The sequence below is a fragment of the Microbacterium proteolyticum genome, assembly GCF_029639405.1.
Lineage (GTDB): Bacteria > Actinomycetota > Actinomycetes > Actinomycetales > Microbacteriaceae > Microbacterium.
In genome coordinates this window covers 345,052-360,934 of sequence record NZ_CP121274.1, presented here as the reverse complement: position 1 = coordinate 360,934, position 15,883 = coordinate 345,052, and the positions used below count along the sequence as shown (strand labels likewise).

General features: G+C 71.4%; 16 protein-coding genes. 5 read left to right on the top strand and 11 right to left on the bottom strand.

Features of this window, described 5'->3' with window-relative positions; genetic code table 11:
* Window positions 1–19: 19 nt before the first annotated feature.
* The 4 genes from P8R59_RS02560 to P8R59_RS02545 all read right to left on the bottom strand — a co-directional run bounded on the left by P8R59_RS02560 (window position 20) and on the right by P8R59_RS02545 (window position 2,042).
* Entirely contained in the window at window positions 20–577 is a 558-nt protein-coding gene (locus tag P8R59_RS02560; RefSeq protein WP_278102582.1) for a nucleoside phosphorylase, read from the bottom strand.
* A 106-nt stretch (window positions 578–683) separates the two neighbouring features.
* Window positions 684–1,628: an aldo/keto reductase gene (locus P8R59_RS02555; RefSeq protein ID WP_278102581.1), complete on the bottom strand. Its 945-nt coding sequence runs from the start codon at window positions 1,626–1,628 to the stop codon at window positions 684–686.
* A gap of 70 nt (window positions 1,629–1,698) precedes the next feature.
* Window positions 1,699–1,848, bottom strand: coding sequence for a hypothetical protein (locus P8R59_RS02550; protein ID WP_160897446.1), 150 nt, complete (start codon window positions 1,846–1,848; stop codon window positions 1,699–1,701).
* Window positions 1,845–2,042, bottom strand: a complete 198-nt coding sequence (locus P8R59_RS02545) for a hypothetical protein (RefSeq protein WP_077052421.1) — start codon at window positions 2,040–2,042, stop codon at window positions 1,845–1,847. The genes P8R59_RS02550 and P8R59_RS02545 overlap by 4 nt, the downstream gene beginning before the upstream one ends.
* A gap of 113 nt (window positions 2,043–2,155) precedes the next feature.
* Here P8R59_RS02545 and P8R59_RS02540 point away from each other — a divergent pair, with 113 nt between their 5' ends.
* The gene (locus P8R59_RS02540) at window positions 2,156–2,653 is read left to right on the top strand and encodes a DUF427 domain-containing protein (protein WP_278102580.1); all 498 of its coding nucleotides are present in this window, start codon (window positions 2,156–2,158) and stop codon (window positions 2,651–2,653) included.
* Window positions 2,654–2,655: 2 nt separating this feature from the next.
* Here the strand turns inward: P8R59_RS02540 and P8R59_RS02535 are convergent, their stop codons facing one another.
* Window positions 2,656–4,716, bottom strand: coding sequence for an NAD(+) synthase (locus P8R59_RS02535; RefSeq protein ID WP_278102579.1), 2,061 nt, complete (start codon window positions 4,714–4,716; stop codon window positions 2,656–2,658).
* Between the two features lie 61 nt (window positions 4,717–4,777).
* Window positions 4,778–5,281: a hypothetical protein gene (locus P8R59_RS02530; RefSeq protein WP_278102578.1), complete on the bottom strand. Its 504-nt coding sequence runs from the start codon at window positions 5,279–5,281 to the stop codon at window positions 4,778–4,780.
* Between the two features lie 118 nt (window positions 5,282–5,399).
* Here P8R59_RS02530 and P8R59_RS02525 point away from each other — a divergent pair, with 118 nt between their 5' ends.
* Window positions 5,400–8,936 (top strand): TM0106 family RecB-like putative nuclease, encoded by a 3,537-nt coding sequence (locus P8R59_RS02525; protein WP_278102577.1) that lies wholly within the window; start codon window positions 5,400–5,402, stop codon window positions 8,934–8,936.
* A gap of 275 nt (window positions 8,937–9,211) precedes the next feature.
* Here the strand turns inward: P8R59_RS02525 and upp are convergent, their stop codons facing one another.
* Window positions 9,212–9,844: a uracil phosphoribosyltransferase gene (upp, locus tag P8R59_RS02520; RefSeq protein ID WP_076495229.1), complete on the bottom strand. Its 633-nt coding sequence runs from the start codon at window positions 9,842–9,844 to the stop codon at window positions 9,212–9,214.
* Window positions 9,845–9,930: 86 nt separating this feature from the next.
* Here upp and tadA point away from each other — a divergent pair, with 86 nt between their 5' ends.
* Window positions 9,931–10,365, top strand: a complete 435-nt coding sequence (gene tadA / locus P8R59_RS02515) for a tRNA adenosine(34) deaminase TadA (protein WP_278103781.1) — start codon at window positions 9,931–9,933, stop codon at window positions 10,363–10,365.
* A gap of 15 nt (window positions 10,366–10,380) precedes the next feature.
* Here tadA and P8R59_RS02510 read toward each other — a convergent pair whose 3' ends face one another.
* Together P8R59_RS02510 and P8R59_RS02505 are read right to left on the bottom strand one after the other, a co-directional pair.
* Entirely contained in the window at window positions 10,381–11,310 is a 930-nt protein-coding gene (locus P8R59_RS02510) for an LLM class F420-dependent oxidoreductase (protein WP_278102576.1), read from the bottom strand.
* Window positions 11,311–11,319: 9 nt separating this feature from the next.
* The gene (locus P8R59_RS02505) at window positions 11,320–12,432 is read right to left on the bottom strand and encodes an alpha/beta hydrolase (RefSeq protein WP_278102575.1); all 1,113 of its coding nucleotides are present in this window, start codon (window positions 12,430–12,432) and stop codon (window positions 11,320–11,322) included.
* Window positions 12,433–12,532: 100 nt separating this feature from the next.
* On the opposite strand from P8R59_RS02505, the gene proC reads away from it, so the two are divergent.
* Both proC and P8R59_RS02495 read left to right on the top strand, forming a co-directional pair.
* Entirely contained in the window at window positions 12,533–13,378 is an 846-nt protein-coding gene (proC, locus tag P8R59_RS02500) for a pyrroline-5-carboxylate reductase (protein WP_278102574.1), read from the top strand.
* A 1-nt stretch (window position 13,379) separates the two neighbouring features.
* The gene (locus P8R59_RS02495) at window positions 13,380–13,667 is read left to right on the top strand and encodes a DUF1905 domain-containing protein (RefSeq protein WP_278102573.1); all 288 of its coding nucleotides are present in this window, start codon (window positions 13,380–13,382) and stop codon (window positions 13,665–13,667) included.
* Between the two features lie 127 nt (window positions 13,668–13,794).
* Here P8R59_RS02495 and P8R59_RS02490 read toward each other — a convergent pair whose 3' ends face one another.
* Together P8R59_RS02490 and P8R59_RS02485 are read right to left on the bottom strand one after the other, a co-directional pair.
* A complete protein-coding gene (locus P8R59_RS02490; RefSeq protein WP_077052411.1) occupies window positions 13,795–14,466 on the bottom strand; it encodes a potassium channel family protein in 672 nt (223 codons plus the stop codon).
* Window positions 14,459–15,874 (bottom strand): TrkH family potassium uptake protein, encoded by a 1,416-nt coding sequence (locus tag P8R59_RS02485; RefSeq protein WP_391518143.1) that lies wholly within the window; start codon window positions 15,872–15,874, stop codon window positions 14,459–14,461. The genes P8R59_RS02490 and P8R59_RS02485 overlap by 8 nt, the downstream gene beginning before the upstream one ends.
* Window positions 15,875–15,883 lie beyond the last annotated feature (9 nt).

Below are 15,883 nucleotides of genomic sequence, written 5' to 3'. Positions count from 1 at the left end.
CGTGCCCCGGGAGCGCCGGTCACACGCCGTAGAGCTCGCGGATCTTCGCGCGGAGCTCGTGGCTGCACCGCTCGACGACGTCGTCCCACAACTCGGTCGCGCCGTCCTGGGCGCGGTCCGAGACGGCGCGCAGGATGCGGATCGGGACGTCGAACTGCTGCGCGACCCACGCGAGCGCGTAGGACTCCATGTCGACCATGCGCGCGTCGAGTCCGCGGATGAGGGCGACGGCGTCGGCGTCGTCGACGAAGTGATCGCCGGTCGCGATCACGACGCCCTCGGGGGCGATGTCGACCCGCGCGGGCAGCCAGACGTGCTGACCGAAGGTGCCGTCGAGGCCCTTCACGTCGTGCTGGATCGTGGCGGAGATGTCGTAGATGCCGCCTTCGAGGTCGGGGTCGATGGCGCCCGCGGTGCCCACGACCACGATCTCGTCGTAGGTGCCCTCGCACAGCGCGCGGGTCAGGGCGTACGCGGCGGGGATCTTGCCGACGCCGGTCAGCAGTCGGTCGAAACCGGGGATGTCGGGTTCGAAGGCGACGAATTCGGACGCGTGGGCGGCGACGAGGAGCTTCACCCCACCATTCTGGCCGACCGCGCGGCCGCGGCGGACCGCTCGGCGCGCGCGACCGCGGAGCCCGGTGCGACCGCCGGGCCGCGTCGCCGCGCGGCCCGGCGCGGGCTCAGCCCTGGGCGGCGGCGGACACGTCGTCCAGACGCGCCAGCTCGTCGGCCGACAGGTCGAGCGAGATGCTCGCCAGAAGGTCGGGCACCTGCTCGGGGCGCGACGCGCTGGCCAGCGGAGCGACCACGGTCGGCTGCGCCTTCAGCCACGCCAACGCGGTGCTCGCGATCGACGCGCCGTGGGCACGACCGATCTCTTCGAGCGCGTCGATGACCGCGAGTCCGGCAGGCGTCGCGAGCTTCGCGGCACCGCCCGCGCGGGGCGAATCGCCCGCGGCATCCGTCGTCCGGTACTTGCCGGTGAGGAATCCGCTGGCCAGCGCGTAGTAGGGCACGAGAGAGAAGCCGTACTGCTCGGCGACGGGCACGATCTCGGTCTCGACGGCGGTGCGGTGCACGAGGTTGTAGTGCGGCTGCACGGCGACGGGGAGGTCGGCGCCGGCGGCCTCGGCGAGCGAGATCCACTCGCGGATGCGGTCCGCGCTGTAGTTCGAGACGGCGACGTAGCGCACGAGCCCGTCGGAGACGAGGTCGGCGAACGCGCCGACGGTCTCCTCGAGCGGCGTCTCGGGGTCGTCGAAGTGGGCGTAGTACAGGTCGATCGCGTCCACGCCGAGCCGGCCCAGCGACGCCTCGGCCGCCGCGCGCACGTTCGCGGCGGACAGGCCGCGGAAGTCGGGGTGCGTGCTGACCTTCGTGGCGACGACGACGTTCTCCGGCTTGCGGCTCGCGAGCCACTCGCCGATGATCGTCTCGCTCTCGCCGCCGGAGTTGCCGGGCGCCCACGCGCTGTAGCCGTCGGCCGTGTCGATGAAGTCGCCGCCGCCGGCGTGGAAGGCATCCAGGACGGCGAACGAGGTGTCCCGGTCGGCGGTCCAGCCGAAGACGTTGCCGCCCAGGGAGAGGGGTCGGATGTCGAGGTCGCTCTGTCCGATGCGCGTCATGATGCCCTTTCGTTCGGTGATCGATGCCTTCAGGACAACGACCCCGATCGACGGGAATTCCCGGCGGGCGTCAGTTTCCGGAGCCGCCGGACAGGATGCCGATGAGTCCGCTGCCCAGCAGCCACAGTCCCACCGCCGAGACGGCGATCCAGATCACGACCTGGCCGCGCGGGTACTTGCGGGGCTTCTCGCCCTGGCCGCCGTCGTCGGGGGCGGTCATGAGCGCACCATCATCACGATCGACACGATGATCACGGCGAGGCCCCCGATTCCGGCGATGGCGGCGATCACGGGGCCGCCGCCCGCGAGGAGCGCGGCGATGCCGAGCCCGAGGAACAGCACGCCGAGAACGATCCCGCCCACTTGGTAGACGCGGTACCGCCGACTGATTCCGGTGCCGTGTTCGCCGCTCACTCGTGCCCCTCCTCGCTCCAGGGTATCGAACCGCCGCGCGCTCCCGTGCCACCCGCCGGTCCGAGCGGGGTCGATCCGACCCCGGGCCGGTCGCCGCGGCGTACCGTGGACCCATGGCGCGCCCCGTACCCGACCCCGTCCGTCCCGGCCAGGAATCCGTGTGGGACTACCCGCGTCCGCCGCGGGTGGAACGGGTGCGCACGCGGGTGCAGATCGATTTCGGCGGCGTCCGCATCGCCGACACCGACGACGTGGTGCGGGTGCTCGAAACGAGCCATCCGCCGGTCTATTACCTGCCCATCGCGGCGTTCGGGGAGGCGCTCACGCCGGGTCAGGGAGCCTCGTTCTGCGAGTTCAAGGGCGGTGCGCGGTACTTCGACGTCCACGGTGGGCAGGGGGCGGTCGCCGAACGGGCCGCGTGGAACTATCCGAGCCCGATGCCCGGATACGAGGTCCTCGCCGACCGGGTCGCCGTGTACGCGGCGTCGATGGATCGGTGCGTCGTCGCCGGCGAGACCGTCGAGCCGCAGCCGGGCGGCTTCTACGGGGGCTGGGTGACGAGCGACCTCGCGGGGCCGTTCAAGGGCGTGCCCGGCTCGATGGGCTGGTGAGGTCAGGCGCCGTCGAACGCCTGCGGCACGGCGGCTCGCAGCTCGGCGAGCCACGCGCGCGCGTTGCCGTCCGACGGCGCGCGCCAGTCGCCACGGGGTGACAGGGACCCGGCGGGGGAGACCTTCGGCCCGTTCGGGATCGCGCTGCGCTTGAACTGCGCGAAGCCGAAGAAGCGCTGGAGGAACACCTCCATCCACCGGGCGACCGTGGGCAGGTCGTAGGACGGCCGCGCCCCCTCCGGGTAGCCCGGGGGCCAGGCGCCGGCATCCGGGTCCTCCCACGCCTTCGCGGCGAGGAAGGCGATCTTCGAGGGCCGGAAGCCGAAACGCAGCACGTGGTACAGCGTGAAATCGTGCAGGTTGTAGGGGCCGATGCGGTCCTCGGTCGACTGGATCCTGCCGTCCTGGCCGGCGGGCACGAGCTCGGGACTGATCTCGGTGTCGAGCACCGCCTGCAGCACCTCGACGGTCGCGGCGCTGAGCTCCCCGGCCGAGATGACCCAGCGGATCAGGTGCTGGATGAGGGTCTTGGGCACGCCCGGGTTCACCGAGTAGTGGCTCATCTGATCGCCCACGCCGTACGTCGACCAGCCGAGCGCGATCTCGGACAGGTCGCCCGTGCCGATCACGATCCCGTTCTTCTGGTTCGCCAGCCGGAACAGGTAGTCGGTGCGCAGCCCCGCCTGGACGTTCTCGAAGGTGACGTCGTGCACGGGTTCACCCGCCGCGAACGGGTGCCCCATCCGGGAGAGCATCTCGGATGCCGCGGGCCGGATGTCGATCTCCTCGATCGTCGCGCCGACCGCCTCGGCCAACGCGATCGCGTTGCGCTTGGTCTTCTCGCTCGTCGCGAACCCGGGCAGCGTGTACGTCAGGATGTCGCTGCGCGGGCGGCCCATCCGGTCCATCGCCTGCGCGATGACCAGGAGCGCGTGGGTGGAGTCGAGCCCCCCGCTCACACCGAGCACGGGCCGCGGAGCACCGATCGCCTCCAGGCGCTGGACGAGGCCCGAGACCTGGATGTTGAACGCTTCGTAGCAGTCCTGCGCGAGGCGCGCGGGATCGTCGGGGACGAACGGGAATCGATCCAGCGAGCGCCGGAGGCCCAGGTCGCCGGTCGGCGGCGCCAGCTCGAACGACACCGTGCGGAAAGGTGTCCCGGACGTGCGGCGGTTGTCGTCGAACGTGCCCTGGCGCAGCCGGTCCTGCCGCAGACGGTCGAGGTCGACGTCGGCGACGCTCCGGCGCGGGCCGTCGGGAAAACGCTCGGTCGTGGCCAGCAGCTGGCCGCCCTCGTAGATCATCGTCTGGCCGTCCCACGACACGTCGTTGGTCGACTCGCCCGGACCGGCGGCGGCGTAGGCGTACGCCGCGAGGCAGCGCATCGACTGGGACTGCGACAGCAGATTACGGTCGTCGGCGCGTCCGATCGTGATGGGGCTGCCCGAGAGGTTGGCGAGCACCGTCGCTCCGGCCAGCGCCGCGGGGGACGACGGGGGGATCGGTACCCACACGTCCTCGCACACCTCGGCGTGCACGGTGAGACCCGGCACGTCGGCGGCGTCGAACAGCAGATCCGGGCCGAAGGGCACCGTGTCGCCCGCCACGACGATGTGCTGACCGACCTGGTCGTCGCCCCGGGCGTACCAGCGCTGCTCGTAGAACTCGCGGTAGGTGGGCAGATAGGACTTGGGGGCCACGCCGAGGATGCGACCGCGGTGCACCACCACGGCGCAGTTGTAGAGCCGATTGCCGTGGCGGAGAGGGGCCCCGACCAGGAGGACCGGCAGGAGGTCGGCGGATGCCGCGACGATCCGCGCGACGGCCGCTTCGACGGCATCCAGCAGGGGATCCTGCATCACCAGATCGTCGATGGCGTACCCCGACAGGCACAGTTCGGGGAAGACGGCCACCGCGACGCCGTCGGCGTCGCACTCGCGCGCGGACGAGAGCACGGCCTCGGCGTTGGTGGCGGGGTCGGCGATCGCGACGGGGATCGTGCACGCGGCCACACGCGCGAACCCGTGCCGGTAGACGTTTTCGAACGGCAGCTCGGTGATCACGCGACCAGTCTGTCAGGTGTCCCCGACACCGTGGCGGACGGCACGGGCGGACGGGGGAGCGTCAGCGCGAGTCGCACTCCCCGGCGAGGTCCGTGCTGATCCCCGCCGCCGCACCCACGCGTCCGATGGCGTCGGTGGCGTCGGGCAGCTGCTGGAACTCCTGGAACACGACCGAGAGCGAGGAGGCGTCGTGCGCGTCGCCGAGGTGCTCGAACAGGGTGGCGCCCTGGTCGTAGTACGCCGCGACCGTCTCGACATCGGGGCGCACGTCCTCGGGCCACGGGGTCCCGGAATCGCGGAACGCCGAAGCGCTGCGGCGGAACAGGTCGGCTCCGTCGTTCGCCATGGTCTGCAGCTTCGGAAGGGTCTCTGTCGTGATCTCCTCCTGCGCGAAATGGACGAACTCCTGCTGATAGGCGCGCGTGGCGCAGAGGATCGACAGCGTCGTCGCCTTCACCGCCGCGTCGTTCGCCGTCGGCGCCGCGTCCGGCTGCACAGAGCCGCCGCTGCACCCGCCCAGCATCAGGATCCCCCCGACGATCGCCGTCGCAGCCCGAAGTCTCATCCCAGCCCCCATGCGTCGGACACTACGAGCCGACGGTGAACGTCCGGCGGTCTCCGGATCAACGAGGTGTGGACAGTGCGACCGGCGATGTCGGCGGCCCCGGTTAGCGTTGACCATCATGCGGTACATCGAGCAGGACGCCCGGATCGTCTGGAGCGCCAGCGACCTCAAAGCGGCGGCGGAGTGCGAGTTCGCCTGGCTGCGGGCGATCGACGCGAAGATCGGCCGCATCGAGGCCGTGCCCGACCCCGAGGATGCCACGCTCGAACGCGCCGCGGCCCTCGGTACCGCGCACGAGCTGCGCGTCCTCGACGACTACCGACGACGATTCGGTGCCGCCGTCCGCGAGATCCCCGCGGCGCGCTCCTCCGACGCCGCGGCGCTCGCCGACGCCGTGCGGCTCACCGGTGAGGCCCTCGCCGACCCGACGGCCGAGGTGGTGTACCAGGCCGCTTTCTCGACCGACGAGTTCGTGGGCTTCGCCGACTTCCTGATCCGCGAACCCGACGCGGGCGACGGTGGCCCGCGCCCGTGGATCGTGCAGGACACCAAGCTCGCCCGCCGCGCCCGCGTGACCGCGCTCATGCAGCTCGCGGCCTATGTCGACCAGCTCGACCGCCTCGGTGTCGTGCGGTCCGACGAGGTGCAGTTGCTCCTCGGCGACGGCGGCACGAGCACGCACCGGGTCGACGACCTCCTGCCCGTCTTCGCCCTCCGTCGGGCGCGGCTGCGCGCCCTGATCGCCGACCGGCGGGTGTCGCTCGGAACGGCGGGGCCGGTGATCCCCTGGGGCGACCCGCGGGGCGAGCTCGCCGTTCTCGCGTGCGGACGCTGCCCGACCTGCGAGATCGAGGTCGTCGCCCACCGCGACCTGCTGCTCGTCGCCGGCATGCGGCCCGTCCAGCGCGACCGCCTGCGGGCTGCGGGCGTCGACACGATCGACGCGCTGGCGTCCGCACCCGCCCCGCCCGCCGGCATGAGCGTCGACACCTTCGTCTCGCTCCGGACGCAGGCGCGCCTGCAGCTCGAGAGCCCGGCCGGCGACGGTTCGGAGGGCGACCACGTCGTGCCGACGTTCGAGGTCGTGGCGCCCAAAGCCCTCGGTGTGCTGCCCCGCCCCGACCACGGCGACCTGTTCTTCGACTTCGAGGGCGACCCGCTGTACACCGAGGGCGACCGGGAGCAGTGGGGCATCGAATACCTGTTCGGCTGGGTCGACACCCGCGAACGCTACGGAGCGCTGTGGGCGCACACGTTCGCCGAGGAACGGGTGGCGCTCGAGCGCTTCCTCGACATGGTGGCCGTGCGCCGCGAGCAGTTCCCCGGCATGCACATCTACCACTACGCGCCGTACGAACCCACGCACCTGCTGACAATGGCGGCTCGCTACGGCGTGCGCGAGGCCGACGTCGACCGGCTGCTGCGCGACGGCGTCTTCGTCGACCTGTACCCGGTCGTGCGCCGCGCGCTGCGGGTGGGGTCGCGCTCGTACTCGATCAAGAAGCTCGAGCCGTTGTACATGGGCGACGAGGTGCGCACCAGCGACGTGCAGCGCGGCGACGACTCCATCGTGAAGTACGTCGAAGCCCGCGCGCTCGCCGCCGACGGCGAGGCCGAAGCCGCCCAGCGGGTGCTCGACGACCTGGCCGACTACAACCGTTACGACTGCGTCTCCACCCGCCGCCTGCGCGACTGGCTCGTCGAGCGGGCGCGCGAGGGCGGGGCGATGCCCGCGCGCGGGGCCGAACCGGACGAGCAGGCGTACGAGCCGTCGCTGCGCGCGACGGAGCTGCAACGCTGGGCGGCCGACGCCGCCGAACCCGACGCGACGGCCCTGCGCCTTGCCGCCGCCGCGATCGACTACTACCCGCGCGAAGAGAAGACGTACTGGGCGACCCACTTCCTCCGCCTGCGCGAGCCGGTCTCGATCTGGGAGGACACCCGCGACGTGATCGTCGTCGATGCCGCTCGCTCGCGGGTCGTCGCCGACTGGCACATTTCGGAGTCGGGTCGTGGCGCCGAGCGGCGCCTCGTCGAGGTGCGGGGCGAGGTCGCCCCCGGCAGTCGGCTGTCGGTGGATGCCGAACCGTTCGCCGTCTACGACCTGCCGGCGCCGTTCCCGCTCGAGGTCCGGCCCCGGTGGATCCACGGGGCCCGGCGGGTGACGGTACGGGAGGTCCTCGACGACGGCGCCATGATCGAGGAGGTGGCCGTCGACGGGGTGACCTGGGACACCCTTCCGCTCGCTCTCACGCCGCCCGCCCCGCCGCGCGCCGGAAACCAGCAGAAGGCGATCGACGCGTGGGCGGATGCCGTTCTGGCCGCGGCCCCCGCCCTCCCGGAGGGACCTGCGGCCGACATCCTCCGCCGCCGGCCGCCGCGGACCCGTTCCGGTGCTCTGACGCCGGTGACCTCGATCCACGGGGGCGCCGGAGACGACGAGGTCTCCGCGATCGCGCGGAGCGTCGCCGACCTCGACCGCAGCTACCTCGCCGTGCAGGGACCCCCCGGAACCGGCAAGACCTACGTCGGGTCGCACGTCATCGCCCGGTTGGTGGCCGAACGCGGTTACCGCGTCGGGGTCGTGGCGCAGTCCCACGCGACCGTCGAGCACATGCTCGACCAGGTCATCTCCGCGGGCGTCCCCGCGGGCAGGGTCGGCAAGGCCCCGAAAGACCCGGGCGCGGAGCACTCGTTCACCGTGCTGCCGAAGAACGGCGTCCCCGCCTTCGCCGCCGAGAACGCCGCGCACGGCTTCGTCGTCGGGGGGACGGCGTGGGACTTCAGCCACGAGGGGCGCATCCCGCGCGGCAGTCTCGACCTCCTCGTGATCGACGAGGCGGGGCAGTTCTCGCTGGCATCCACGATCGCCGTTTCGCTCGCGTCACCGCGCCTGCTGCTTCTCGGCGACCCTCAGCAGCTGCCGCAAGTCAGCCAGGGCACCCATCCCGAGCCGGTGGACACTTCGGCTCTCGGGTGGGTCGTCGACGGCGCCGAGGTGGTGCCGCCCGAGTTCGGGTACTTCCTCGCGCGGACGCGCCGCATGCACCCGGCGGTCGCGGCACCGGTGTCGCGTCTCTCCTACGAGGGGCGTCTCGCCGCACACCCGTCCACGGCGCTGCGGTCCCTCGCCGGTGTCGAGCCCGGGCTCCGTGCGGTTCCGGTCCGGCACCACGGCAATGCGACATCCTCGCCCGAGGAGGCGGCGGCCGTCGTCGCCCTCGTCACCGACCTCGTCGGTCGCGAGTGGACGGGTGCCGACGGCGGTGTCGGCGATGCCGCCGTGGTCCATCCGCCGCGGCCGCTGCGCGCCGACGACATCATCGTGATCACGCCGTACAACGCGCAGCAGGTCGAGGTGGAAGAGGCTCTCGCGGCGGCAGGTTTCGCCGACGTGCCGGTGGGCACGGTCGACCGGTTCCAGGGCAAGGAAGCTGTGGTCGCGATCCTCACTCTCGCGGCGTCCTCCGGACGCGAGGCTCCGCGAGGACTGGAGTTCCTGCTTCTGCGCAACCGCATCAACGTCGCGATCTCGCGGGCGATGCAGGCGGCGTTCGTCCTGTTCTCGCCCGCCCTGCTCGACGACCTGCCCCGCACGCCCGAGGGCGTCGCGCGTCTGAGCGCCTTCGCTCGCTTGGTCGGTGCCGACGGCTGACGCCGCGAGACGCTCCTCGCCGACAGCGCGACCCGCGCACGGCGAGTCCCGCGCCGGTCGCTTCCGCGCCGGTCGCTTCCGCGCCGGTTGCTCCCGCGCGCGCTCGACCGCCCCGCGTACGCGTGTTCCGGGTTTGGGGCGTATTTAGCGCTTTGGGGCGCGAAAATACCCGCCCCAAAGCGCAAATCGCGCCCCAAACCGGAGGCTCCGGCCACGCAGCGTCGGACCGGCCGCGCGGCGTCAGGCCACGCAGCGTCGGACCGGGCCGACAGGCGTCAGGCCGTGCCGTAGAGGCGGTCGCCGGCGTCGCCGAGCCCGGGCACGATGTAGCCCTTCTCGTTCAGGCGCTCGTCGAGGGCGCCGAGCACGAGGGTGACGTCGTGTCCTTCGACCTGCTTCTCGATCGCGGCGACGCCCTCGGGGGCGCCGAGCAGGCAGATCGCCGTCACGTCCTGTGCGCCGCGGTTGAAGAGGAATGTGATGGCCGCGCCGAGCGAGCCGCCGGTCGCGAGCATCGGGTCGAGCACGAAGCACTGGCGGTCGCTGAGATCGTCGGGCAGGCGCTCGGCGTAGGTGGTGGGCTGGAAGGTCTCCTCGTCGCGGACCATGCCCAGGAAACCGACCTCGGCGGTGGGGAGGAGCTTCACCATCCCCTCGAGCATGCCCAGGCCCGCGCGCAGGATCGGCACGACGATGGGTCGCGGCTCGCTGATCTTCACACCCTGGGTGGTCGTCACCGGGGTCTGGATCTCGATCGGGTCCACGCGCACGTTGCGGGTGGCTTCGTACGCCAGCAGCGTCACCAGCTCCTCGGTGAGCTGACGGAAGACCGGCGACGAGGTCTGCCGGTCACGCAGCACCGTGAGCTTGTGGGTGATGAGGGGGTGGTCGGCGACGTGGACACGCATAGGCTCAAGGCTAGCCGCTCGACCCCGAGAGTCCGCCCCCGTCTTTCCGGAGCACCGTGACCCCCACCGCCGCCGACCTCGCCGCGATGCAGCGGGCCCTCGCGCTCGCCGCCGAGGCCTCCGCGCACGAGGATGTGCCCGTCGGCGCCGTCGTCATCGACGCCGACGGACGCGTGATCGGCGAGGGACGCAACCTCCGCGAGGCGACGAACGACCCCACCGCCCACGCCGAGGTCGTCGCCCTGCGCGCGGCCGCCGCGCACGCGGGCACGTGGCACCTCGCCGGGTGCACGCTCGTGGTCACGCTCGAACCGTGCGTCATGTGCGCGGGGGCGATCCTGCAGGCGCGCGTGCCGCGCGTGGTCTTCGGATCATGGGATGCCAAGGCCGGTGCCGCCGGGTCGCTCTACGACGTCCTGCGCGACCGGCGTCTGCCGCACCGCGTCGAGGTGGTCGGCGGGGTCGCCGAGACCGCGGCATCCGCTCTGCTGCGGGACTTCTTCGAGACCCGTCGCGACTGACCGCGCCGGCGCGACTCAGCGCGGTAGCAGCGGCAGCAGCTCGGTGCCGACCTCGTCGGCGTGATCGATGTCGCGCAGGTCGAGGAGCTGGAAGTACACGCGTTCCGCACCGAGATCCCGCAGACGCTCGACCTTCTCGGCGATCTGCTCCGGTCGACCGATCAGGTTGGCGCCGTTGTCGAACTGCGCGCGCGTCTGGCCGATCGCGGCCGCGCGGCGTTCGATCGCGGCGTCGTCCGCGCCGACGATGGTGGGCAGTGCGACCGAGAACTTCAGCGACGCGGGGTCGCGTCCGATGTCCTCGCACGCGGCGCGGACGACGGCGAACTTCTCGGCCACGACGTCCTCCGGGACGAACCCGATGTTGAACTCGGTCGCGAACCGCGCCGCGAGGGCGGGCGTCCGCTTGGGGCCGCCGCCGCCGACGATCACCGGCACGGGTGACTGGACGGGCTTGGGCAGCGCGGGGGCGGCATCCAGGCGGTAATTCGCGCCCTCGAACGAGAAGGTCTCACCAGCCGGCGTCGACCACAGCCCCGTGACGATGGCGAGCTGCTCCTCGAGCAGATCGAACCGCTTCGGCGGGAAGGGGATGCCGTAGGCGGCATGCTCCGCTTCGAACCAGCCCGTGCCGAGGCCGAGTTCGACCCGACCGCCCGACATGGCGTCGACCTGCGCGACCTGGATCGCCAGGATGCCGGGCACGCGGTACGTCACCGACGACACCAGGGTGCCGAGCCGGATGCGGGACGTCTCGCGGGCGAGGCCCGCGAGCGTGGTCCACGCGTCGGTGGGGCCGGGCAGCGGGTCGCCCTCGCCCATCCGCAGGTAGTGGTCGGAGCGGAAGAATCCGTCGAGGCCGTGGGTTTCGGCCGATCGCGCGAACGCGAGCTGATCGTCGTAGGAGAACCCCTGCTGGGGCTCGGTGAAGAGGCAGTACTCCACGGGGACCTCTCAGTCGGCCGAACGCAGGATGATCGCCTCGGTGGGCGGGGCAGGGTCGGCGGGGCGACCCACGTACCCGATCACCGTCAGCAGAGCCTGGCGGAACTGCGCCGGGCGCTCGAGATGGGGCGCGTGGCCGGCGCCCTCCACGGCGATCTCGGTGACGTCCCCGCCGGCGGCGGCGTACGCGTCCAGCACGTCGCGGGTCTGCGACACCATCGGCTGCGCCGGGGCCGCGTCCTCGCCCGGCCAGTCCGGAATGATGCCGAGGGCGCCGAGGTGGTTGAAGTCGTAGAACGAGGCGTCCGAGACGATCGCGTCGGCCGTGCCGTGGATCCACAGGATCGGGGGCTTCTCGGCGAGGTCGACGATGCCCGAGACATCGAAGTGCTTCGGCGCCATGGTGTTGAGCACGCCGATCTTCCCGGCGGCGAAACCCGGCCAGTTCGGCGATGCCACGGCATCCCCGGGGTAGTTCCCGCCCGCGGTGGAGGTCGTGAGCATCGACTCGACCCAGGCGTCCTCGTGCTCGCTCGTGTAGCCGGGAGCGACGTACCCCGACCGGAAGACCGAGCGCGGAGAGGTGGGGGCCTCGTCGGTCGTGTCGTGGTCGATGAGGCGTTGCACGAAGTCGGGGTTCGCGCCGCCGGCGCCGACTCCCGCGTCGTCGTCGGTGAGTCGGGACCCGTCGCGGCGCGTTCCGCCGAATCCGTAGGGCGACACCGGCGCCTGCAGGGTGAGGGAGAGGACGGGGTGGTCCAGCGCGTACTGCAGGACGACGCCGCCGCCCATCGACCAGCCCACCAGGTGCGCGGTCGGGATGCCGAGGGCGCTCAGGGTCGCGTGGAGGTCGTCGCTGAAGTCGCGGACGCCGCGGGTCGCGTCGATCGGGGTGTGCTCTGTTCCGCCGAAGCCGCGCAGGTCGACCGCGAGCACGCGCAGGTCGCTCGGCAGGTCCTGCATGATCTCCTGCCAGAACAGCGCCGAGGAGACGTTCCCGTGGACGAACACCACGGTCTGCTCGGGTGAGGTTGCGGGGTCGTCGGTCGCGCGCTCGAGCACGTTGACGCTCAGCCGACCGGTCTCGACCAGGCGTGAGGTGATGCCGTCGAAGAGAGTCATGGGGGTCCTCCGTGTCACTCGCGTCCGCTCCGCTACGGGCGCGTTCCGACTCTAACGCGCGCCCCTATCGGCCGCACTCAGGGTTCGTAGACTTGCGTGCATGACGGATGCCACTCCCACCCTGCCCCCGCTCGCGTTCCTCGGCGCCGGTTCCATGGGGGGCGCGATCCTGCGCGGACTCGTCGCCGCGGGTCTCACCGGCGGGGGAGTGACCGCCACCAACCGTTCGGCGGCCAAAGCGGCCGAACTCGCCGGGCTGGAGGGCGTCACCAGCGTCGCGCTGGAGACCGTCCCCGACGGCAACACCGCCGCCGCGGCATCCGCCGACGTGATCCTCATCGGCGTGAAGCCCGCCATGGTGCCCGATCTCCTCGACGAGATCGCGCCGCACCTCCGACCCGGCGCGGTCGTGGTCAGCCTCGCGGCCGGGGTGACCCTCGAGACCTTCGCGCGGCACCTCGGCGCGGGCGTCGCGACGCTGCGCTCGATGCCGAACACGCCCTCGCTCGTCGGCAAGGGCGTCACCGGTCTCGCCGCCGGTGCCGACGCGACGGCGGACGATGTCGCGCTCGTCCGAGCGCTCTTCGAGACGGTCGGCCACGTCGTCGAGGTTCCGGAGTCGCAGATCGACGCGCTCTCCACCATCTCGGGTTCGGGGCCCGCGTACGTGTTCCTCCTCATCGAGGAGTTCACGAAGGCGGCGGTCCGCATGGGCTTCGACGACGACGCCGCACGTCTGCTGGCCGAGCAGACCTTCATCGGCGCGACGGCGCTGCTGGCATCCGCCGACGTGGATCCGGCCGAACTCCGCCGCCGCGTCACCAGCCCGAAGGGCACGACCGAGCGCGCGGTCGCGGTGCTGCAGGACGCGCACCTCGACGACACGTTCACCGCGGCGGCCGAGGCCGCGCTCGCGCGGGCGAAGGAACTCGCCGCCGGGGCGTGACATGCGCCTGAGGTTCGAGGGACCGATCTGGTACTGGCGCGGACCCGCGCCGTACCACTTCGTCACCGTGCCGCCCGTCGAGGCCGCGGCGATCGCCGAGGTCGCCCCCGTGGTCACCTACGGCTGGGGCATGATCCCCGCCGCCGTCACGATCGGGGAGACGCGGGTGACCACGGCGCTCTGGCCGAAGGACGGCGCTTACATCGTGCCGATCAAGAAAGCGCTGCAGGATGCCGAGCACCTCGGCGTCGACGACGTCGTCACCGTCGCGCTGGAGATCGACGCCTGACGGCATCCCCTCTCCCGCGATAAACGCTTCTCGCGGCCAGAAACGTGCTGCGCACGCGTTTCTCGTCGCCGATCGCGTTTATCGAAGAACGGGACGTCGGGCGGTCAGAGCCGCGGGCGCGCAGCGGTCAGCGATCCAGCGCCGCGAACCGCTCGATGTCGCTGTTGGTGCCCGAGACGATGATGAGGTCGTGGTTGGTGACGATGGTGTTCGCCTCCGCGTAGCGGAAGGGGCGGCCCGGGCTCTTCACGCCGACGACCGTCACGTTGTACTTCGTCCGCACGCCCGACTCGTTCAGGCCGACGCCGCGGACGAGCTTCGGCGGGTACATCTTCGCGAGCACGAAGTCGTCGTCGAAGCGGATGAAGTCGAGCATGCGGCCGCTGACGAGGTGCGCGACGCGCTCGCCGGCTTCGGCCTCGGGGTAGATGACGTGGTTCGCGCCGACACGGGCGAGGATCTTGCCGTGCGACTGCGACACCGCCTTCGCCCAGATCTGGGGCACCTTCAGGTCGACCAGATTCGCCGTGATGAGCACGGACGCTTCGATCAGGGACCCGACCGCGACGACCGCGACCTGGAAGTCCTGCGCACCGATCTGGCGCAGTGCGTCGATGTTGCGCGCGTCGGCCTGGACGGCGTGCGTGACGCGCTCGGACCACTTCTGGACGAGGTCGAGGTTGCCGTCGACGGCGAGCACCTCGCGGTCCAGCCGGTCCAGCTCGCCGGCGCACGCCGCGCCGAAACGCCCGAGGCCGATGACGAGGACGGGCGCGTCGCTGCGGATCCGTTCAACCAACGATCGGCCTTTCGACGGGCAGCGCGTAGAGCTGCGAACGGGAGGACGCCGCGACGGCCGCGGCGAGAGTCACAGTACCAATGCGCCCCATGAACATCGTGAGCGCCAGCACGTACACGGCCGGGTCGGGGAGTTCGGCGGTGAGTCCGGTCGACAGGCCCACGGTGGCGAAACCGGAGATGACGTCGAAGAGCACGTATTCGATCGGGGCGTCGGTGATGCGGCTGATCGTGACCGTGGAGATAGCCACGATCGTCGCCCCCCACGCCACGACCGAGAGCGCCACGCGCTGCACGTCGCTGGGGATGCGCCGCCCGAACGCCTGCACCGACGGGCGCCCCTTCGCCTCCGAGAACACGGCGAGGGCGAGGACGGCCAGCGTCGTGACCTTGATGCCGCCGGCGGTGGATGCCGAGCCCCCGCCGACGAACATGAGCATGGATCCGACGATGAGCGTGGCACCGTTGAGATCGCCGATGTCGACGACGGAGAAGCCTCCGGACCGGGTCATGGCCGACAGGAAGAACGCCTGGAACGTGGTGTCCCACGCGTCCATGCTTCCGAAGGTGAGGGGGTTGTCGTATTCCAGCAGCAGAATGACGCCGGCGCCGGCGAAGAAGAGGACCACGGTCGTGATAATCGTCAGCTTCGCGTGCAGCGACCACAGCCGGAACCGCCACCAGTGGCGCCACAGCGTGAAGATCACCGGGAACCCGATCGAGCCGAGGAACACGCCGATCATGAGCACGGTCAGCAGGAAGTAGTCCTGCGCGAACGGCGTCAGGCCGTCGGCGTTGGGGATGAAGCCTGTGTTCGTGAACGCCATCGCGGCGTAGTACGGCGCCTCCCACAGGGCGACGAGCGGGTCGATCCCGCCGATGACCAGCGAGGGATAGATCAGCACCGTGAGACCGGCCTCGATGACGAGGGTGGACAGCGCGACGGTGCGCAGCAGCTGGCCGACCTCGCCCAGGCGGATCGTCTGCCCCTCGTTGACCGGCCCGCCGTGGGCGCGGAGCGGGTTGCTGTCGCCCGCGGCGATGAGCTTGGCCCGAAGGCCCAGGCGCTTGGAGATGACGAGGCCCAGGATCGAGGCGAGGGTGAGCACGCCGAGTGCGCCGACGTTCACCCCCAGGTAGGTGATGACGTGCCCGAGCGGCGACCAGTGGCTGTACATGTTCACCGTCGACAGACCGGTCACGCAGATGGTGGACACGGCGGTGAACAGCGCGTCGGCGAGCGGCGTGCGTTGGCCGTCCGCGGCCGCGGCCGGGAGCGAGAAGAGCGCGGTGAACAGGAGGATCAGGATGACGAACACCAGCACCGCGAATCGAGCGGGGGACGCCGTGGTCAGATCGCGCAGCCCGTCCCATGCTCGGAAAGCGATGCGGCGTACGCGCATCGACATACGCACCTC